This is a genomic window from Leuconostoc sp. JNUCC 76, assembly GCF_053667755.1.
Genome location: NZ_CM132206.1, coordinates 888896 through 908634 on the forward strand (window position 1 = coordinate 888896; position 19739 = coordinate 908634).

Sequence of the window (19739 nt, forward strand, 5' to 3'; positions counted from 1 at the left end):
CTTCCTTTTTATAGATGCAGTGTGGTTGAGGGAGAAGTATACAGGTACACTTTGACCTCATATGGTTTTAATACTTGATTGTCATTTTGGAGATAATTTTGAATAATTAATTTGCTTTCAGAGGGTACATCATATTGGCGTGCGACCGAATGAGAGGTGAAGTTCGCAATTACGAACAAGGTTTCGTTTTTGTTTTTTCGTGTATAGGCGAAAACTTCCTTATCTTCCTCATTTCCTTTGAATAAATTGAAATCACCATCGGTAATCACTGGTAAAGTATGGCGTAGTTTAATCAACTTTTGATAAAAATAAAACAGTGAATTTGGATTTGATAATTCATCCTCTGCGTTAATTGCTTGATAATTGGGGTTCACAGATAGCCATGGTTTAACATGACTAAAGCCTGCATAAATATCGCTATTCCATTGCATCGGTGTTCTTGAGTTATCACGTGACCGTGCACGAAGATATGTCATCATATCCTGAGGTGTAATTAATTTTTCCTTTTCAACTAGCTCTTCATAGGCATTGATGGATTCCAAATCTTTATATTGTGACAATTCCTGAAAACCAGCGTTTGTCATCCCTAGTTCCTCACCTTGATAGATATAGGGGGTACCTTGCATGAAATGTAAAAGGGCAGCCAACATTTTTCCAGAAATTTCTCGATATTCTTCTGAGTCGTTGCCAAATCGTGATATAGCCCGGGGTTGATCATGGTTATTCCAATACAAACTGTTCCATGCCTTACCATACAGCGACTTCTGCCACTTGGTCAAATTATCACGTAATTTTTTCAATGACACGTGGTTATCGGACCATTTTCCGAGTGCTGGGTTGTCGTTTCCATCAAGACTAACATGTTCAAATTGAAAAACCATATTTAGTTCTGTCCCATCTAAATTGGCATATTTCTCCGCTTCTTTTGTGTCGACTCCGATAGTTTCGCCAACTGTAATCCAGTCATGCTTTTTCAATACATGTTTGTTCATTTCAGTTAGATAGTCATGGATATGTGGTCCATTGGCGACAATTTCGGCAGCATCACCATATAATTCTGAACCGTGTATCCGACCATCAGGTAATCCTGTTGGTTTTGAAATAAGGGAAATGACGTCCATACGAAAACCATCAATTCCTTTTGTAGCCCACCAATTCATCATGTCGAATATTGAATGTCTGAGTTCTGGATTATCCCAGTTTAAGTCTGGCTGTTCTTTGGCAAATAAATGCAGATAATACTGTCCAGAACTCTTGTCAAATGTCCAAGCAGGGCCGGAAAAGAAGGAACCCCAGTTGTTTGGTTCATGATCATTAACTGGGTCACGCCAAATATAATAATCTCGATACTTGTTATCCGTACTTTTGCTGCTGATGCTCTTTTGGAACCATTCATGTTCAAAAGAACTATGGTTAACCACAAGATCCATCATTATTTTTAATCCGCGTTCGTGGGCTTTGCTTAGTAGTTCTTCAAAATCATGCATGTCGCCAAAAGTAGGGTTGATGCTTTTATAATCCGAAATATCGTAACCACCATCAATATTGGAGGTTTTATAGACGGGATTCAACCATATAACGTCAACGCCTAGTTTTTTGATATAGTCAAGGCGATTTATTATGCCTCTCAAATCACCTATACCATCGCCATCACTATCTTGAAAACTTTTTGGGTAAACTTGATATACAACAGCATTTTGCCACCACATTGTCTTATTCATAAGTTCTCCTTTTTCATAAATGGAACGTTCCATTTATTTACCACATAGTATAAACCGAATAAATTATAAATGCAAGCGCTTACATTTAAAGGAGGCTTTTTTATATTACAGTGATGAAAATAGCAAAATTTAATTGAAAAATTAGAGATAATAATGTACAATTCAGAAGGCATGCATTTGGTTGTTTTCTTGACAATTACTGGATTTAGTGGATTACGTCAGTCAAGAATACCAAACAATTGACTGATGTATATATGTACTTAAATAAAGCGTAACTAAATATATTTTTTTAAGTCTATGAAAACCAATATGTATAAATCAAAGGAAGGTATCGTTTATTGCGTTTCAAAAAGATACTAATATTGTTTGTTTTAACGGTAAGTCTGTTTACAGTCACCTTATTGTATCCGAATTTAGTCAAAGCAGACACAACAAATAATTACAATATTACAATTGATGGTAACTTTGAGGATTGGGAAGACAAACCTAAGATAGATATCTTCTTTGACTATAACGATGGCAATGTTACCAAACAGGGTTCTTTTTTATCTGACGATAAGTACTTATATATTTATATTGATATGGATCCTTATAATAAGGGACATAATTATAGGTTTCAAGGAAGTGGTTGGAATGTCCAAGTTGGTAACAACATTACTAGTTTAACCTTTTCAGTTGATGGTGGAATATGGTCTCTCCAACCTGGTTCGAAAGCTGCTATTTCTTCTGTTTGGTCGTGGAGCAATAATGACCCTGACAAATTATTTATCAACCAACAAATTCCGGGTGTGACGGGTTATGTTACCACTGAAAAATCGAGTAATGGATGGGCATATCGCGATCGTGCAGAGATTAAGATCCCATTAAGTGGCTTTTTAAAAAATCCAGATATTGTGCAAAGCCTCATAATCTATGATACCGATAACATGGGACAACAAAAAGTAACGGTAACTGGTGCTAGTACGGGTGGAAATCTGATCGTTTTAAGCGGTTTTATTATGGTGATTCTGTTAGTTTTATTTGGCAAACTTTTCAAAAATAGAAAGAGAGGCTAAATTTTTTGAGTATCTTTTTATTAATTAGTGGTGTTATTTGGCTTTATACTTTATCTGTTTTTAAAAGAGCCAAGCTTCCAGCTTTTTATTTTATTGTGGGTAGCGTAGGGCTATTTTTTATTTTATTTTTCTTTAGCAAACCTTATTTTATTTGGATAATGGTGCGAGCGGTTACATTTGGTGTTTCTTTAGTCGCGCATCCCTTAAATTTAGCCACTGTATATTCAGATTACGGTTTAATTGCTATTAATAATGGATTTAACGCCATTACAATGTCAATTGATTATGAGTGTTCAGGAGTTATAGAAACAGCAGCATTTTGGGCTTTATTAGCATTTTATCCTATGTATCAAGTTAAAGAAAAAATTGTGCTAGCTTTACTGGGCCTTTTGTGGATGTACGTTGCAAATGTTATTAGATTGATTTTGATTGTACTAATTGTTCATACTTTTGGTGTTGATCATTTCTTTTTAGCTCACTCAATTATCGGTCGAATTGTATTTTATATCTTTGCGGTTTTCTTTTACTACAAAGTATTTACTTATGGTTATTTAGCAAAAAATAAAAAGAAGGTGTAGATGAGTTACGTAATTTTTTCAACGCTAAGTCAAATGGGATTCTGGATAACTTGGCTACTGATTCCTATTTTAGTAGAAACAGTTCCTGCGATTTTGTCTTTTGTTAATATATTTTTTTATACGATTGGTAAGCAAAAATCTGAAAAGGATCCAAGTTTCTGGCCTTTTATTTCAATTATCATTCCAGTATATGACTCTGAAGATACACTTTATGAATGCATTCAATCAGTGTACCAATCGACCTATCCTATAGATAGAATTCAAGTGATAGCAGTAGATAATAAAAGTAAAGACAGAAGTTTTAAAGCTTTTCAATCTGCACAAAACATTTTTCCAAAATTAAATATGCAGTGGATGAAGACAGAGCAGGGAAAAGCTCGTGCGCTAAACTCTGCAATTTACAGTAGTTCTGGTGCGTATATTATTAACATTGACAGTGACGGTATTTTAGAGCGTAATGCTTTAAAAAATCTAATCAAAAAGTTTGAGAGTGATACAACAATATCTGCCATGACAGGTAGTATACTGACACAAAAGTCTTTGATTAAAAGTACTAAAAATGTTGGATTGAAATGGTTGCAACGCTTAGAGTATTTTGAGTACGCGCAAGCTTTTATGTCGGGCAGGAGTATTGAATCACAAAATAATCACTTATATACAATGTCGGGTGCATTTTCAGGATTTCGAAAAGATGCATTAATGAAAACCTTTATGTATGATGTATCAACTGTCGGCGAGGACATTGATATTACCTTTCAGGTTAGAGACAAAACGAATGGAAAGGTTATTCTTTGTGCAGATGCTTTCTTTTTCGTTGACCCAATTGAAAGTTGGAATAAATTATATACTCAGCGACAACGTTGGCAGCGTGGCCAAATTGAAGTATCGCAAAAGTATTCTGAAAGTCGTTTAGGATTAAAATCATTTTTTTCAAATTTTTTAGTGAGAAGACTAATCATTGATCACACATTTATGTTTCTAAAAACAATATGGCTCTTCGCAAGTATTGCGCTGTTGTTTTTAAACTATTCACCCTTACTGTTATTACTATCATATGTTGCCATTTATCTTCTATATGTTTTCATGAGTATGATGGTTTTTGTTAATGTAAACATGATGCTAAAAAAATTTAGTGATGAGCGTACATTTTATTTTTCGCTATTCGATTGTGTATTTTGGATGCCCATATATAATTTTATTTTATCTTGGATACGCTTAATTGGCGTAATTAATACAGAATATCTTTCTGCTAAGTGGGCTACGAAAAATTATCATGAGGAATTCAAAACAGTCGGAACAATTGTTAAACAGGATTTTATTAAAATTAAAGGAGGTAGAAAAAAGTGAATTTAGTAGGTACCTATCATTTGAAATATTATATCCATGCTAGTCATGCAATTAGATGGGAAAATGGCGAAGGTGAAGAACATGCACATTCTTGGGAAATAGCTGTAGAATTCCGTTCAACAAACGAAAACATGATTGTATTTGATAAAATTGAGAGCTCTCTAGATGAGCTTTTTAAAGCATATTCTGGAAAATTTTTGAACACAGTTGAACCTTTTACCACAATAGATCCGACTTTAGAAAATATAACAAAGTTCTTTTTTACGTTAGTTGAGAAGCAAATTTTACCTATGCACGCACAATTAAACAAAATTGAGCTCGGTGAATCGCCAATGAGATTTTATTATGTGACCCGAGATGACATGAGTGGTGAATAGGATATGAAAGAAAAGATATTTTCTTTGGGAAATGCTGCTATTCTGGTTTTATTTTATTTACTTTTTGGTGTTACCTATATTTCAGTGATTCTATCAGATAATTTTACTATCGGTGATAATTTAAAAAGAGGAACAACGACGACGTTGGGATTGCTTGCCTTTCTTAGCATAATATTGTTGTTCATATGTCTACTTTATTTTTTACCTAAAGTCAAAAAGGCTGTTGTATTTGTTTTTAAACAACATAAAAATATTACATCAGTTACGTTATTTTTATTGTTAATTTTATTACAATTTTTGTTTGTAACAGTATTTCATTCCAAAATTGGCTGGGATCCCTCGGCATTAATTAATACACTAAATCATGTAAATGATGTAAACAATAGAGCATATTTTAGTTTGAATTCAAATAACTTGCCCATTCTGTTGTTTATGTCGTTTCTTTCAAATGTTTTTCAGTTGAAAACATGGTTGTTTTTTGATTATCTGACCATAGTCATGGTTGATCTATCGATTATTTTTTCGGTTGCCACCACTTATATGATCGACAGACGTTACTTTGCAGTTTCTTTATATATTCATATATTAGTATTTGGTTTCTTTCCTTGGATAGTTGTACCCTATACCGACACATGGGTCCTACCATTTGTATCAGCATTTTTATTTTTCTATTTCAGCGCAAAGAAAGTATCTAAACTATGGCAAAAAAATATATTAATGACACTCTTTGCTTTACTTGTGTGTGGAACGTATTTCATTAAACCATCCGCAATTATTCCCGCTATCGCAATTGGTTTAATTGAGGCACTTAGCTTGTTTAAAGAAAAACGTGTGTTATTACCCGAAGTACTCAAAAAAACCAGTACAGTTTTGATAGTTATGTTTTCTTTTATTTGTTTATACACGATAACTCAAAATAAAATTGAGCATCAAACATTAATTACCGTCAATCGAGAGCGGGCTATCCCAGCGGTGCACTTTATGAACATGGGTATTTCTGGTGATGGTGGATATAATGCGCAGGATACTTTAAAAATGGGTGAGTTAGCAACTAAGTCCGAAAAAATTGAGTATTCAAAAAAAATGTATGTTAAACGATTAAAAAAGTTAGGTGTCATTGGCTATTTTCATTTTATAATTCAAAAGCAAATAAACAATACGGCCGATGGCTCGTTTGCATGGGGAAAGGAGGGGCATTTTATTCAAGGAGACCAAATTTCAAAATCCCATGGATTAAAAGGGGTGCTGGAAAATCATCTGTATATATATGGGAAAAATGTGGCCAACTTTCGGTTTATTGCCCAATTCATTTGGTTGATTATCTTAAGCTGTATATTTTTTGGTTGGCATAATAAATCACAGACAACACAAACAATCAGATTAGGTATCACGGGAGCCTTTCTGTTTCTTCTTTTGTTTGAAGGAGGTAGAAGTAGGTATATTATCCAATTTTTACCACTATTTTTATTGGGCGCCAGTCTCTTGGTTAATGATTCGAAACAAATTATTAAAAAAATTATTGATGCTACGTTATTAAAACGAACAAACTACGAATCATAATAATTAGAATTTTGATAGTATGATGTCACTGGTAACAGTGGCTTTTTAATTATGAAAGCGTGAAAATTAAGGTTATAATTATTTTGTTGGAAAACACAGTATGCAGTAAAGTTAACAGATTAATAAGTTTGTTAATTGTCAAATCATATTTTGAAACCTTACGTCAATTATATGAGTCATCGAACGAAAAATGGAGAACATAAACGTATGACCAAGCAAAAAATAGTATTAATAACTGGTGCTGTTGAAAGTGTCCCCATAGCAGAAGCTAAGTAGCAATTTGAAACTAATTTGTTTGGCATTGCCAGTCTTGTTCAATTGGTTTTACCGCATATGCGTCATCAAAAATATGTCCGTATCGTTAACACTTCATCCATGGCAGGACATATATGGGCGGCTTTGTATCATGCCACGATGTTATTCCTAATTGAACCAGGTGGAATTAAAGCTGACTGGGGTACTATTGCTGCGGCAAAGTCAGTGACTACTAAACGACCAAAGTCTAGATACTTAGTGGGTTATGGCGCAAAGATATTGGTTAGTTTGCATGCCATTTTACCTACACGAATGTTTGATAAATTAATTCAAAAGGTTGTTTAAATTCAATTCAAACTACAAGGAGGCAGTTATGGATTCATTTCCTTTGGAAAGACCTTACATCACTATTACTAATGTCATCTGGAGTTTTGATTATAATACGCAACAAGTCAAAGTATTATTAATCAAGCGTGCAGATGAGCCATTTGGAAATTTTTGGGCGTTACCAGAAATATTGTTGCGAGAAGACGAAAGTGCACATGAAGCATCCTTACGGCTAATAAAAGAAAAAATAGGGTTATCGCTTTCGGATGTTCATGCAGAGCAATTAGCAACGTTTACAGCACCAGATAGAAATCCTGATTTTCGGGCGCTCTCGCTGAGTTACATGATATTTTTGCCAGAATACGTCAATCTCGTTCCTGGATCTGGTGCGATTGAGGCAGAATGGTTTACGCTAGAAAAGATTAAAAACAATTATTTTGGCATAAAAAAGGGTGATTTGTTTTTCAAAACGTTAGCTGAAAATGAGTACGTAACAGAATTAGATTCTCAAAAGCGATTGGCCTTTGATCATAATTGGATTTTAACTGTGGCGTGCCACCGGATAGTCAACAAGTTGAATTACCAGCCGACTATTTTATTAACATTAGGATCTTCCTTTACGTTGAAAGCAGCTCGGCATGTCTATGGCATTTTTGGACAAGATGAACCTGATAATTCTAATTTTTTACAAAACAATAAAAAAATATTTGAATTAGTTGGAGAAGTTGATAAAAAAGGTCCTGGAAGGCCTGCAAAGAAGTTTCGCTTGATAATTTCATTTTAAAGATGTAGAATCTCTTTATAAATAATAAAAGTAAAAAATACTTTTATAAGAAAGGGGTTCTTTTTATGGATAAGAAGAGACACTTATTGTTCATTATTGGCACGGCATGGATGATTGACGCATTGGATGTTGCTTTGCTATCGTTTATCATGCCATTAATTAAAAATGAGTGGGCCATCGGTAGTACAGAATTAGGATTGGCTGCCGCTGTCACATCGATTGGCATGATTGTTGGGTCAATTGTTTGCGGTAAATTAGCTGATAAATATGGTCGTAAAAATATTATCATCGGAACGCTACTCATTTTTTCATTGGGCAATTTGGCGTTAATATTTGCCCCAAATATCTTGTGGTTTATGGTCATTCGTTTTATAACAGGCATTGGACTAGGTGGGGAGTTACCAGTAGCAGCAACGATTATTGCTGACAACTACACTGGCACAAAGCGATCACAAATGCTATTATTAGCTGATAGTTTTTGGGCTTATGGTTGGATTTTAGCATCCTTAATTTCTTTTCTAATTATTCCTCGTTTTGGCTGGCGTGCTGCCGTTGCCCTTGCGGCTTTGTTTGCTTTTTATGCCCTAGCATTGCGTAAACACTTACCAAATGAACAGGATAATAAGAAAAGTCATGAAAACACTTTTAAAGAGCTTCTTTCCAGCAAACATAGATCACGGTTAATTGTTTTAAGTACAATGTGGTTTATCGTGATGTTGACCTATTATGGAATCTTTTTGTGGTTGCCTACTGTCCTAACCATGCGTGGCTTTTCAATCGTTAATTCATTAGGATACACGCTTATCATGAGTATAGCTCAGTTGCCAGGGTATTATTTAGCTGCCTACTTAATGAATAAGATGAGTCGGAAAAAGATTTTGGCAATTTATCTGTTGGGCACGCTGATTTCGAGTTTCGTTTTTGGCTTTGGTACTAATATAGCTTTAATACTAGTTGCTGGTGCCTTTATGTCTTTCTTTGACTTAGGTGCATGGGGGACATTAATTTCCTTGACTCCCGCACAATTTCCTGAAAAAATACGTGGTACAGCTATGGGTACCGCACAAGCAGTCGGGCGTGTTGGCGCCACGGTTGGACCATTCCTTGTCGGCTGGTTATTTGATTTTAAATTAGGCATTAGTGTCATATTTAGTGTCTTTGCAGTATTGCTGATTATTGCGATAGTGGTGTTATTAATAGGTGTAAAAGACAATCTAGAGGATGAGTATTGATTTTTACCATAGTATTGCTTGGTTGTGTATATAAATTTATATGTTTTATACAAAAAAACAACGAAATTTATATACACAAATTGTAAGCGTTGACATATAATATAATAAAGATAATTTATGTCTTTCAAAATTTAAACTGATAGTCAGAAGGAGAAACAATGAAAGCAGCTGTATGGCATGGCGTTAAAGATGTTCGTGTGGAGGATGTTGAACTCAAACCAACAAAATCTAATGAGGTAGTAGTGCGTGTTGCTTATGCTGGGATTTGTGGCAGCGACTTACACGAGTACCTTGAGGGTCCTGTATTTATTCCCGTTGATCAGCCAGATGAATTGACTGGCGGTCAAGCACCATTAACGATGGGACATGAGTTTTCTGGCGTTATCGAAAAAGTAGGTCCTGATGTGGTTAACTTTAAAGTTGGGGATCACGTTTCAGTTAATCCAACTGTCACAAAGGGAATTTCTTCTGATGATTTGGATGTTTACGATGGCTATAGCTTTATTGGTTTAAGCACGGATGGTGGCTTCACATCATACGTGAATGTACCAGAAGATAACTTATATCATCTACCTGAAGAATTCTCACTAAAATTAGCAGCTACTATCGAGCCAACGGCGGTTGCGGTCCAGGCTATCAAAGAAGCTGATCTTCGATTTGGCGAAAAAGTTGTGATTTTTGGTGCTGGGCCAATAGGTGTATTAGTTGCTGCTGCTGCGAAGGCAGCAGGAGCTACTAAAATCGTGGCTGTCGATTTGTCAGAAGTTCGCTTGAGAAAAGCGCTTGAAATGGGCGCAACAGATTTGATTAATCCAAGTCAAGTGCCAGATACTATTGCGGCTATTAAAAACATTATTCCTGGTGGAGCGGATGCATCATTTGAAGTTGCTGGGGTACAACCAACCTTTGAACAAGCAATAGATGCAACACGTCCACGCGGAAGTGTTGTTATTGTTTCAATTTTTGCAAAGCCAATCAGCTTTAACCCAATGCAATTGATGAATGCAGGTGTTAAACTGACTACAACAATTGCTTATTCAAAAGAAACTTTCCAACAAACTGTTGCTCTTGTTAGCAGTGGACAAATTAATGTAGAACCAGTTATTACGGATACAATTTCATTGGACAATGTTGTTTCTGACGGTTTTGAGTCATTAACAAGCGATAAATCACAGGCCAAGATTTTGATTGATTTAAATAAAGATTAACTAGTTCAAACTATCTAAGTATACAAGTTACTGCTATTCTTAATTTTTTTAGGATAGCGGTAGCTTTTTATTATGATTTAGATATTTAGCTAATTAATATATCATAAAAATATTTCAACTTAACTTTTAAAATATGTAGGTTTTTTTCTTGTTAGTTTCGCACCAAAGACAGATAACAGTGGTCACGATGTCGCATAATTTGCAGCAATTAGACAGTCTTCTATTTTCTAAAATAGATTTCTAATACAGTCGAATGGTATTAATATGGTAATATAAAGTTAGATTATGTAATTCGTGATAAATGGGAGAAATACATGACTATTTTTGAGGACATTAAAGCAGATAAGGATAATTTAACTTACACAGAAAAAGGGATAAATCCTGTATTTCACACACCTCAGAGCGCAAAAATTCTGATTATTGGTCAGGCTCCCGGTAAAAAAGTGCAAGAAACAGAAATCATGTGGAATGATGCTTCCGGAGATAGATTACGCGAGTGGTTGGGTGTTGATAGAAAACAATTTTACGATTCTGGTAATTTTGGTTTTATTTCGATGGACTTTTATTACCCAGGGAAAGCAAAATCAGGTGATAAGCCACCGCGTGGTGGTGTAGCAGATAGGTGGCACCCAAAGCTTATTGCTTCAATGCCTAATCTGCAGTTAATTGTTTTAATCGGGTCATATGCTCAAAAATACTATCTACACTTGTCTCGCACAGAGAAAATAACTGATGTTGTAAAAAATTATAAAACTTATTTGCCAAAATATTTTCCTATCATTCACCCATCACCAAGAAATAATATTTGGCTTAACCGTAATCCTTGGTTTGAAAAAAAGGTAGTGCCTCGCTTGCAAGCCAAAGTTAGTAACATAATTAAAGAAAAGTAAAATTGCGCGACAATTTGACTGAAGTATAAAAAAGTTATTTATGCAAAGTAAAAGGAAACAAATGATATGATAGAACAAAAAAACCATACAAAGCAGATCACTATTTTAGCGACAATCATTGCTTTTAATATTGCATTATCTTACATTGTTAAGATACCTGTCCCAGCGACAAATGGATTTGTTAACTTGGTTGAAGCTGGGATATTTTTAGCTGCCCTGCTTGGTGGCGCACGTAGTGGATTTATTGTCGGTGGTTTAAGCGGTTTGCTGTTAGACTTGCTTGCTGGGTATCCACAGTGGATGATTTTTTCTTTAATTATTCATGGGATAGAAGGATTAATCGTTGGCTATTTTGGCTATAAAAAACACATTACCAGCCAAGTCATTGGCTTAATTATTGGATCATTTATTATGGTGGTTGGGTACATGTTAGCTGGGGCTATGTTGTATAATTGGACAGCGGGACTGGCGTCAATTATCGGGAATATCGCACAAGCGGTGATGGGACTAATCGTTGCACTAGTTCTTGTTCCAGTAATTAAAAAGCTACCACAGGTTGATTTGAAAATTTAATCTTTTTTGGTTAGTTATTGATTTTTCTGTTTGATTAAAAATCTTGTATAAAAGTTGCATTTATGTAATCAAAATCACAAACTAGCTGGAAAACTTGGGCTATGGTCAGCGACCGAGGGCTTCATTTTTTGAAATATTCAAAAAACACTTATTGATATAAAAAATCCGAGGGGAAAGGTTCAGCGTCTTTGATATACACTGATTCTTTCCTTTTTTGATTTAGATAAAATGCTTTGTTCAGGTGGCTACATGTTCCTTTAGAGATCAAACAAGGGTTTCAAATAATGTGTGAGAATAAAAATTGAACCTGTTATACCAACGGGCAAAACTTAAAACATTTTAAGTTAATATGAATTTACTAGTTGTTGAAGAGAATAAAAAAGACCATCTTTCTTTAGAAATTGATGGATTAATGTAAGATGATTTTTATTGATGTTTTATTGCATTTCTAATTTAGAGCAGCAACTATAGCTTCATTAAACGAAGGGATGTCTTTTGGTTCGCGGCTAGTGATGAGATTACCATCAATAACTACTGGCTTATCCTCTATACGGGCACCGGCATAATAAAGATCTTGTTGTACTGTTCGATATGCTGTCATGGTTCTACCCAATACTAAGCCAGTAGGGATCATCAATTGTGGACCGTGGCAAATACTAAATAATGATTTATTGGTTGCCAAGAAATGTTTTGTAAAATTAACAAAGCGTTCGTCGGCTCGTAACTGATCTGGAGAAAAGCCTCCGGGAATGAACAGTACGTCAAAATCAGATGGCGCTACATCGCCGATTGATTTATCAATGTCAATTTTGGTGCCATGCTTTCCTGTAACAGCTTCAGTACTAAAACTGATTGTTGTAACTGAAGAACCACTTTTTTTTAGTGCTTTGACAGGGTCAGTGAATTCAATATCTTCGACTAAATCAGTTACGAGAACAGCAACTTTTTTACTCATGAATAATTCCTCCTTCTATAATTAGCTTAATTGTAACGACAATTAATATAGAATGAAAACGATACGTCTTGTAAACAAAGAATAAGTCATTATCTTTGTAAACGTTTTCTGTTAATGGTATATTAGCACCAACAAATTGAATGTGTCACTTTGTTGAGAAAAATTTCTTTTTTTTAATATAGAATATTCAAATCGACTGCTAGCACAACAATTGCGTGTTGTGCTTTTTAATTTAAAAAATTTAAATTTTAAAGATGTAGCAGTTTCCGCACGCACTCAAAAGGAGATGGAACAATGGCATTATTATCTGAAGAAATGAAAAAAATGATTGAACAACAGCTACCATTTTTAGCGACTACTGGAGGAGATGGGTCGCCACAAGTCGGGCCTAAAGGATCAACTCGTGTGTACGATGATGAACATTTGATTTATTATGAGCATACATTCAAACAAGCCTATGCCAATTTACAACAAAATGGTTATGCGGCAATTGCGGTCGTGGATTCTAATGTAGAGAAGGGGTTCCGCTTTGAAGGAACGGCCGTTATTCATGAAGATGATGACTTTGCTACTGACATTTTAGACAAAACAAGCATATTTGATCGCTTTCCAAGAGCGGCCGTCGTCTTGATAAGTATTGATCGCATCTATAAATTGGATAATACTTTGGAAGCTGGAGATCGCATTGCCTAATAGTCAAGAGAATATGGAAAAGGAAAATGTCATGACAAAGCCTATTAATCATCAAGTAATCAAAACAGAAGCCTCAGGAATTCGCCTTGTCTTGGACTTAGTAAAGAAGCCTGCTGACCAAATGATTGAATTAACGGTCGGCGAAATCGATTTACCTACGCCCGCGGCAACTAAAGAAGCAGGTAAACAAGCAATTAGTAATAACGTGACAAAATATACCGAAAATATGGGTTTCTTGTCGCTTAGAAGAGTAATATCTGATTACATTAAAAGATTTTATGAAGTAAGTTATTCCCCAGAAAACGAGATACTTGTGACCGTTGGTGCCAGTCAAGGTATTGACCTCACGGTTCGTACGCTCATTAACGCCGGTGACGAAGTTATTTTAATTGGGCCAGCTTACCCAGCTTATATACAAGCAGTAGTTCTGGCTGGGGCAATTCCTATCGTTGTTGATACTCGTTCTACTCATTTTAGATTATCTCCAGAGCAACTTGAGTCAGCAATTTCAAGCAAAACAAAATTAGTTATTTTAAACTACCCAAATAATCCAACAGGTATTGTGTTGTCGAAAGAAGAATTGAGTTCACTAGCGTCAGTTATTCAACAATACGATTTATATGTGCTGACAGATGATGTTTATCAAAGATTAACATATAATCAAGATTGTGCGTCATCAATTGCTAGCGCGCCATTGATGAAAGAGAGAACAATCATAGTCAACGGTTTGTCGAAATCGCACAGCATGACAGGCTGGCGTATCGGCTATTTGGCTGGTCCTAAAGCACTGATTCAAGAAATCTATAAAATACAGCAGGCTAATGTTGGTTGTGCATCAAGTATTTCGCAAATGGCTGCTTTAACGGCTTTAACCACCGATATTGAAGCCCCAAAAACATATATTACGGTGTTTAGAAAGCGTAGAGACTATATTTTGCAACGCTTAGATGAAATGTCTTTAAAATATACTAAACCTGAAGGTGCTTTTTATGTGTTTATCGATGTAAAACTATTTGGCATGTCGTCTTGGGATTTTGTTGCATTCACTATCAACGAATCTGATCTTGTTTTAGTACACGGTTCTGCTTTTACGGAGGCTGGCGAAGGGTACGTGCGTCTATCTTTTGCAAATGAAATGCAAGTACTCGTTGAAGCGATGAATCGCTTAGAGAAAACAGTAGATGTTTTAACGGCAAAAAAATCCGCTCATTTAAGTTGACAAAATAAATTCAAAAGACTATGATTGTAAGCGGTTACACAGAGTGGTTTATCGGTACACTAAGAAAGGGAAAAAATGATGGATAGTCAATCTAATTTATTTGATCTTACAAGTCGAGTTGCGATAGTGACGGGTGGTGCTTCAGGATTGGGGAAATATTATTCTCAAGCTCTCTTAGATGCAGGAGCTGATGTTTTCGTAGTTAGCAGAAGTGAAAGAGGCTGGTCAGAGTTAACGGAATTTGCTGAAAATCGTAATAGAAAAGTGCAATTTATGAGCATAGATATAACTGAAAGTGATGCCGCAGAAAAAATTGTCAACAACTGTGTTAAAGCTTTTGGTCAATTAGATATTTTAGTTAACAACGCTGGTATTCAGATTAGAAATAACGTGCTTGATTATAAGGATGAGGATTGGCGTAAAGTCATTGACATCAACCTAAACGCATTATATTTCCTGTCACATGAAGCCGCAAAACTCATGACAAAACAAAAATCTGGGAAAATAATTAATATTGGATCGATGCAATCGTTTCGAGCTGGAAAGTTTATTTTTCCTTACGCTGCAAGTAAGCATGCAGTAGTCGGGCTAACCAAAGCTTATGCAGATGCTTTAGCGTCCTATGGGGTTCAAGTCAATGCGTTGGCTCCTGGATACATTGATACTGAAATGACCAAGGCTCTTCAAAATGATCCAGAAAGAAATACTGAAATTCTAAACCACATTCCGGCAGGACATTGGGCAAAGCCATCGGAATTAATGGGTACGATTATTTATTTAGCAAGTGATGCATCAAATTATGTGAATGGCGCAACAATTCCGGTTGATGGTGGCTATTTACTAAGGTAGGGCTCGCATTTAAAAGGAGAATTAATTATGCCATTGTTAACAGTTTTGATTGGTGTCATTTTACTCGTATTTTTGATTACTAAATTTAAGTTGAACACTTTTTTATCGTTGGTCATTACAGCGTTTGTTGTCGGCTTAATTTTAGGTATTCCGGTTTCTGATATTTCAACAAGTATTGAGACAGGAATAGGTGGTCAGTTAGGCCACTTAGCGATTATATTTGGATTTGGATCGATGCTTGGAAAGCTAATTTCCGACGCAGGTGGTGGCTTTCGGATTGCGCACCAGCTCATTGCGACTTTTGGAAAAAAGCGCATCCAAATTGCTGTTATTATTACATCGTTTATTATTGGTTTGGCTTTGTTTTTTGAAGTTGGATTGGTCGTGTTATTGCCAATTATCTTCGTCATTGCACGTGAAGTAAATATGCCTCTTTTGTACCTTGGTATTCCAATGGCTGCGACATTAAATGTTGCACACGGTTTCTTACCACCACATCCTGCACCGACAGCGGTATCACAGGTGTTGAATGCGCCTTTAGGGCACGTTTTACTTATTGGTATTTTAGTATCAATTCCCACAATCATTATTTCTGGTCCGGTGTTCAATTACTTTTTGCATCGAGTATATCCGCAAGTTTATAAAAAAGATATTAATATTTCGGTTTTAGGTGAGTACAAAGAGTTTGAGTTGAAAGATACACCAAAGTTTGGCATTAGTGTTTTGACAGCATTATTACCAGTAATATTGATTAGTATTGCGACCATCTTATCATTTGTTTTGCCAGCTAAGTCAGTTATTTATCAAATCATTACATTTATCGGTGCACCTGATGTGGCTATGCTCATATCACTAATTGTTGCGATTTTCACCATGGGTATTTTCCGTGGATTGAATATCAAAGAAATTGGTGACGCAATGTCTGAATCGGTCAAACAAATTGCTATGATGTTGTTAATCATTGGTGGGGGTGGTGCCTTCAAACAAGTATTGGTTGATGGTGGCGTTTCTAAGTATATTGGTGATTTATTTGGACAAACTAATTTGTCCCCAATTCTTGTCGCTTGGTTAATCGCTGCTTTACTTCGCGTAAGCCTAGGATCATCTACTGTTGCTTCGATAACAGCAGCCAGTTTAGTTACTTCAGTTGTGTCTAACTCAAGTGTGAGCCCAGTGTTAGTAGTTTTGGCAATTGGTGCTGGAAGTATATTTGCTGATCATGTTAATGATGCTGGATTCTGGATGATAAAAGAATATTTTGGTTTAACATTGAAAGAAACGTTCTTATCTTGGACGACATTAACCAGTGTTATCTCCGTTTCGGGCTTGTTATCGATTCTACTCGTGTCATGTTTTATGTAGTGCAGTAAATTAATTATATATGAAAAAAGTTTAAATTAAGGAAAGTGGGTAATAAAATGGAAAAAGCAGACTTTGGTGTTGTTGGATTAGCAGTAATGGGACGTAATTTAGCGCTCAATATTGAGTCCCGTGGTTATCGAGTTGCTGTTTATAATCGTTCTCGCGAACGAACTGATGATTTAGTTCAAAAGCATGAAGATAAGAAATTTATCCCAAGCTATACTACAGAGGAATTTGTGGGGGCTATCAAAAAGCCTCGCCGAATTTTGCTGATGGTAAAAGCTGGAAAGGGTACGGATGCTGTTATTGATGAATTATTACCACATCTAGAAAAGGGTGATATGCTGATTGATGGCGGTAATACTTACTTCGAAGATACAATTCGCCGCTCAGATAAATTAGCTCAAGAAGGTATTAACTTTATTGGTATGGGTGTATCAGGTGGTGAATTGGGTGCACTGCAAGGACCGTCATTAATGCCAGGTGGTCAACGCGAAGCATATGATTTGGTAGCTCCTATTTTGACGCAGATTGCAGCAAAAGCCCCAGAAGATGGTAAGCCAACCGTTACGTATATTGGTCCTAATGGCGCAGGACATTATGTAAAGATGGTGCATAATGGTATCGAATATGGTGATATGCAATTGATTGCAGAGTCCTATGATATTTTGAAGCGTGTCTTACATCTTAATCAAGAGCAGTTATCTCAAACTTTTTCTGGTTGGAATGAAGGAGAACTAAACTCTTATTTGGTTGAAATAACTGCTGATATTTTAACTCGAAAGGATGATTTAGGGACTGACAAGCCAATTGTTGATGTTATCTTAGACCGGGCTGGGAATAAAGGCACAGGTAAGTGGTCTTCTCAATCAGCGCTTGAAGTTGGAGCGCCACAATCATTAATAACTGAATCAGTTTACGCACGTTATATATCAGCAATGAAAGATGATCGTGTTGCGGCTTCAAAAACATTGCAAGGACCAGACTATTCGTTTACTGGTGATGAGCAAAGTACTGTAGAGGACATTCGAAAAGCTTTATATTTTGGAAAGATCATGTCGTATGCACAAGGATTTGATCAACTTCGTATGGCATCAGAGCACTATGATTGGCATTTACCATTTGGAGAATTAGCACAATTGTGGCGTGCAGGGGCGATTATCCGTGCCCAATTCTTACAACGCATTACGGATGCTTTTACAACGCAAGCAGATTTGCATAATTTGCTCTTAGATCCTTACTTCCAACATATTGCTGAAGAATACCAAAATGCTGCTCGTCGTGTAGTAGCACTAGCTGTTACCGCTGGTGTGCCAACGCCTTCATTGTCTGCCGCTGTGGCTTACTACGACTCATATCGTTCAGCTGTTCTACCTGCTAATCTCACACAAGCACAACGTGATTATTTTGGTGCTCATACCTATGAGAGAACGGATAAGCCTGCTGGAGAAATGTACCATTATCCTTGGTACAATGAAGCATGAAAAAAACCGTCTTGGACGGTTTTTTATTTGAATGTACTTTCTTATTGAGAATGTGCTTTGTGGAGTGAGATAATTGAGCTATTTTTTCTTAAAAGATTACAAAGGACAACGAAACAAAAATGATGCCGATGTAAACATGGTATAATTATAGAAATAATATATTTTGTTGGGGAGTTTGACTATATTGATTAATGACAGTTAAGTTGGAAAAATATATTATTTTATTCTTAATTCAGGGGGTATTGATTATTGAGCGGGAATAATCAAAAAGTCTCTAACACATTTATTTATTTAACTTTCATTATTTGTGTTTGGCTTATTTATTTTATATTTACGGTTGCTATATTAGTTTTGTTCTGCAATTTTAGTCGAGCAATCTTTCTTGCTCTGATAATATCTAGCATCCTAACAGTATTGTTTATCATAATACAGACTTCATTTAAGCATTTGAATTCAATCAATAACGAAGATGATTAAATTTAAAAAGCTGCCTTAACAGGGCAGCTTTTTTGTCGTATTTTTTTAGAAATAAAACATCTTTCTGGATGATGATATTTATTACTAACTATTCAAATCAATCCAATATCGACAAAATAATTTTCCTGTGCTAGGTTCTTTGATGATGTTTTCAAGGACGCCACCATTGGATTCGATTGTCTTACGGCTAGGGATATTCCATTCTTCAGCGGTAACCAAGACAGGTGAAATTTTACGTTGCTGATAAATGTTCAGTGTTAATTCTAACATTTTTTTAGCTATTCCCTGTTGACGCCAGGCAGGGGCAACGCCGTATCCTATATGTCCTCCAAAATTAAGCAAGTGGTCATTTAACTGCCAGCGAGATGATACGCCGCCTTTTATCAAACCATCTTCAATAAAGAAATAGTTGCTGGCGGGGACAAAATTATCAATACTATTATTTTTCATCTGCTCTAGCTTAGCTAAATGTTCAGCGAAACTGCCAGTAATAGGTTTGGCTACAGAAACAATTGTCGATTCAGTGGTCCAACTTTTAATCCAGTCGTTAAAAATTTTTTCATCGTATTGTTTTAATTCTCTAAAAGTCATTTGTTTCCCCCTTGAGGTGACCGTAATCATTGAATATATTTACTAATAATTTTATCATACTAATTTATGTATTTTTATATATTTTTAATAATCATCATAAAAACTACTCTTGTAAGGTAATTTCCGCAAGTATGGGGAAAACAATTCAATGGTAATGTAAGCGCTTACTTGATAAAATGTAAGTAGTTAAAGGAGGACTAAA

General features: G+C 35.7%; 18 protein-coding genes and 1 pseudogene. 16 read left to right on the forward strand and 3 right to left on the reverse strand.

Features of this window, described 5'->3' with window-relative positions:
* Positions 1-8: 8 nt before the first annotated feature.
* Complete coding sequence (locus JNUCC76_RS04415; protein ID WP_454156142.1) at positions 9-1721, reverse strand: alpha-glucosidase; 1713 nt, start codon at positions 1719-1721, stop codon at positions 9-11.
* A gap of 338 nt (positions 1722-2059) precedes the next feature.
* On the opposite strand from JNUCC76_RS04415, the gene JNUCC76_RS04420 reads away from it, so the two are divergent.
* The 11 genes and pseudogenes from JNUCC76_RS04420 (at position 2060) to JNUCC76_RS04470 (ending at position 11907) form a co-directional block, all read left to right on the forward strand.
* A complete protein-coding gene (locus JNUCC76_RS04420) occupies positions 2060-2776 on the forward strand; it encodes a Firmicu-CTERM sorting domain-containing protein (protein ID WP_454156144.1) in 717 nt (238 codons plus the stop codon).
* A 5-nt stretch (positions 2777-2781) separates the two neighbouring features.
* Positions 2782-3354, forward strand: a complete 573-nt coding sequence (gene xrtG, locus JNUCC76_RS04425; RefSeq protein WP_454156146.1) for an exosortase family protein XrtG — start codon at positions 2782-2784, stop codon at positions 3352-3354.
* Positions 3355-4701 (forward strand): TIGR03111 family XrtG-associated glycosyltransferase, encoded by a 1347-nt coding sequence (locus JNUCC76_RS04430; RefSeq protein ID WP_454156147.1) that lies wholly within the window; start codon positions 3355-3357, stop codon positions 4699-4701.
* Positions 4698-5078 (forward strand): 6-carboxytetrahydropterin synthase, encoded by a 381-nt coding sequence (locus JNUCC76_RS04435; RefSeq protein WP_454156149.1) that lies wholly within the window; start codon positions 4698-4700, stop codon positions 5076-5078. The genes JNUCC76_RS04430 and JNUCC76_RS04435 overlap by 4 nt, the downstream gene beginning before the upstream one ends.
* Positions 5079-5081: 3 nt before the next feature.
* Positions 5082-6638 carry a TIGR03766 family XrtG-associated glycosyltransferase gene (locus JNUCC76_RS04440; RefSeq protein ID WP_454156151.1) on the forward strand — a complete coding sequence of 519 codons (1557 nt, stop codon included), beginning with the start codon at positions 5082-5084 and terminating at the stop codon, positions 6636-6638.
* 237 nt (positions 6639-6875) lie between these two features.
* Positions 6876-7238: pseudogene (locus JNUCC76_RS04445) on the forward strand (SDR family NAD(P)-dependent oxidoreductase); the annotation flags it as partial.
* 28 nt (positions 7239-7266) lie between these two features.
* The gene (locus JNUCC76_RS04450) at positions 7267-8004 is read left to right on the forward strand and encodes an NUDIX domain-containing protein (RefSeq protein WP_454156153.1); all 738 of its coding nucleotides are present in this window, start codon (positions 7267-7269) and stop codon (positions 8002-8004) included.
* A 65-nt stretch (positions 8005-8069) separates the two neighbouring features.
* Positions 8070-9236 (forward strand): MFS transporter, encoded by a 1167-nt coding sequence (locus tag JNUCC76_RS04455; protein ID WP_454156154.1) that lies wholly within the window; start codon positions 8070-8072, stop codon positions 9234-9236.
* Between the two features lie 158 nt (positions 9237-9394).
* Complete coding sequence (locus JNUCC76_RS04460; RefSeq protein ID WP_454156156.1) at positions 9395-10444, forward strand: 2,3-butanediol dehydrogenase; 1050 nt, start codon at positions 9395-9397, stop codon at positions 10442-10444.
* A gap of 314 nt (positions 10445-10758) precedes the next feature.
* Positions 10759-11334, forward strand: coding sequence for a uracil-DNA glycosylase family protein (locus tag JNUCC76_RS04465; protein ID WP_454156158.1), 576 nt, complete (start codon positions 10759-10761; stop codon positions 11332-11334).
* A gap of 66 nt (positions 11335-11400) precedes the next feature.
* Positions 11401-11907, forward strand: a complete 507-nt coding sequence (locus JNUCC76_RS04470; RefSeq protein ID WP_454156160.1) for an ECF transporter S component — start codon at positions 11401-11403, stop codon at positions 11905-11907.
* Between the two features lie 448 nt (positions 11908-12355).
* Here the strand turns inward: JNUCC76_RS04470 and JNUCC76_RS04475 are convergent, their stop codons facing one another.
* Positions 12356-12862, reverse strand: coding sequence for a type 1 glutamine amidotransferase domain-containing protein (locus tag JNUCC76_RS04475; RefSeq protein WP_454156162.1), 507 nt, complete (start codon positions 12860-12862; stop codon positions 12356-12358).
* Positions 12863-13156: 294 nt separating this feature from the next.
* Here JNUCC76_RS04475 and JNUCC76_RS04480 point away from each other — a divergent pair, with 294 nt between their 5' ends.
* The 5 genes from JNUCC76_RS04480 to gndA all read left to right on the forward strand — a co-directional run bounded on the left by JNUCC76_RS04480 (position 13157) and on the right by gndA (position 18469).
* Positions 13157-13555 carry a pyridoxamine 5'-phosphate oxidase family protein gene (locus JNUCC76_RS04480; RefSeq protein WP_454156164.1) on the forward strand — a complete coding sequence of 133 codons (399 nt, stop codon included), beginning with the start codon at positions 13157-13159 and terminating at the stop codon, positions 13553-13555.
* Positions 13548-14774, forward strand: coding sequence for a pyridoxal phosphate-dependent aminotransferase (locus JNUCC76_RS04485; protein ID WP_454156166.1), 1227 nt, complete (start codon positions 13548-13550; stop codon positions 14772-14774). Before JNUCC76_RS04480 ends, JNUCC76_RS04485 begins: the two co-directional genes overlap by 8 nt.
* 78 nt (positions 14775-14852) lie before the next feature.
* Positions 14853-15623 carry a glucose 1-dehydrogenase gene (locus JNUCC76_RS04490; protein WP_454156515.1) on the forward strand — a complete coding sequence of 257 codons (771 nt, stop codon included), beginning with the start codon at positions 14853-14855 and terminating at the stop codon, positions 15621-15623.
* A 27-nt stretch (positions 15624-15650) separates the two neighbouring features.
* Positions 15651-16985, forward strand: a complete 1335-nt coding sequence (locus JNUCC76_RS04495) for a gluconate:H+ symporter (RefSeq protein WP_273730064.1) — start codon at positions 15651-15653, stop codon at positions 16983-16985.
* Between the two features lie 56 nt (positions 16986-17041).
* Positions 17042-18469, forward strand: a complete 1428-nt coding sequence (gene gndA / locus JNUCC76_RS04500) for an NADP-dependent phosphogluconate dehydrogenase (protein WP_454156168.1) — start codon at positions 17042-17044, stop codon at positions 18467-18469.
* 561 nt (positions 18470-19030) lie between these two features.
* Here the strand turns inward: gndA and JNUCC76_RS04505 are convergent.
* Positions 19031-19537, reverse strand: a complete 507-nt coding sequence (locus JNUCC76_RS04505) for a GNAT family N-acetyltransferase (RefSeq protein WP_454156170.1) — start codon at positions 19535-19537, stop codon at positions 19031-19033.
* Between the last annotated feature and the right edge of the window lie 202 nt (positions 19538-19739).

Bases quoted from the DNA above. Each gene is read 5' to 3' on its own strand.
- JNUCC76_RS04440 (WP_454156151.1), top strand. From the start codon at position 5,082: ATGAAAGAAAAGATATTTTCTTTGGGAAATGCTGCTATTCTGGTTTTA.
- JNUCC76_RS04505 (WP_454156170.1), bottom strand. From the start codon at position 19,537: ATGACTTTTAGAGAATTAAAACAATACGATGAAAAAATTTTTAACGAC.
- JNUCC76_RS04480 (WP_454156164.1), top strand. From the start codon at position 13,157: ATGGCATTATTATCTGAAGAAATGAAAAAAATGATTGAACAACAGCTA.
- JNUCC76_RS04470 (WP_454156160.1), top strand. From the start codon at position 11,401: ATGATAGAACAAAAAAACCATACAAAGCAGATCACTATTTTAGCGACA.
- JNUCC76_RS04415 (WP_454156142.1), bottom strand. From the start codon at position 1,721: ATGAATAAGACAATGTGGTGGCAAAATGCTGTTGTATATCAAGTTTAC.
- JNUCC76_RS04465 (WP_454156158.1), top strand. From the start codon at position 10,759: ATGACTATTTTTGAGGACATTAAAGCAGATAAGGATAATTTAACTTAC.
- JNUCC76_RS04495 (WP_273730064.1), top strand. From the start codon at position 15,651: ATGCCATTGTTAACAGTTTTGATTGGTGTCATTTTACTCGTATTTTTG.
- JNUCC76_RS04455 (WP_454156154.1), top strand. From the start codon at position 8,070: ATGGATAAGAAGAGACACTTATTGTTCATTATTGGCACGGCATGGATG.
- JNUCC76_RS04430 (WP_454156147.1), top strand. From the start codon at position 3,355: ATGAGTTACGTAATTTTTTCAACGCTAAGTCAAATGGGATTCTGGATA.
- JNUCC76_RS04490 (WP_454156515.1), top strand. From the start codon at position 14,853: ATGGATAGTCAATCTAATTTATTTGATCTTACAAGTCGAGTTGCGATA.
- JNUCC76_RS04450 (WP_454156153.1), top strand. From the start codon at position 7,267: ATGGATTCATTTCCTTTGGAAAGACCTTACATCACTATTACTAATGTC.
- gndA (WP_454156168.1), top strand. From the start codon at position 17,042: ATGGAAAAAGCAGACTTTGGTGTTGTTGGATTAGCAGTAATGGGACGT.
- JNUCC76_RS04460 (WP_454156156.1), top strand. From the start codon at position 9,395: ATGAAAGCAGCTGTATGGCATGGCGTTAAAGATGTTCGTGTGGAGGAT.
- JNUCC76_RS04475 (WP_454156162.1), bottom strand. From the start codon at position 12,862: ATGAGTAAAAAAGTTGCTGTTCTCGTAACTGATTTAGTCGAAGATATT.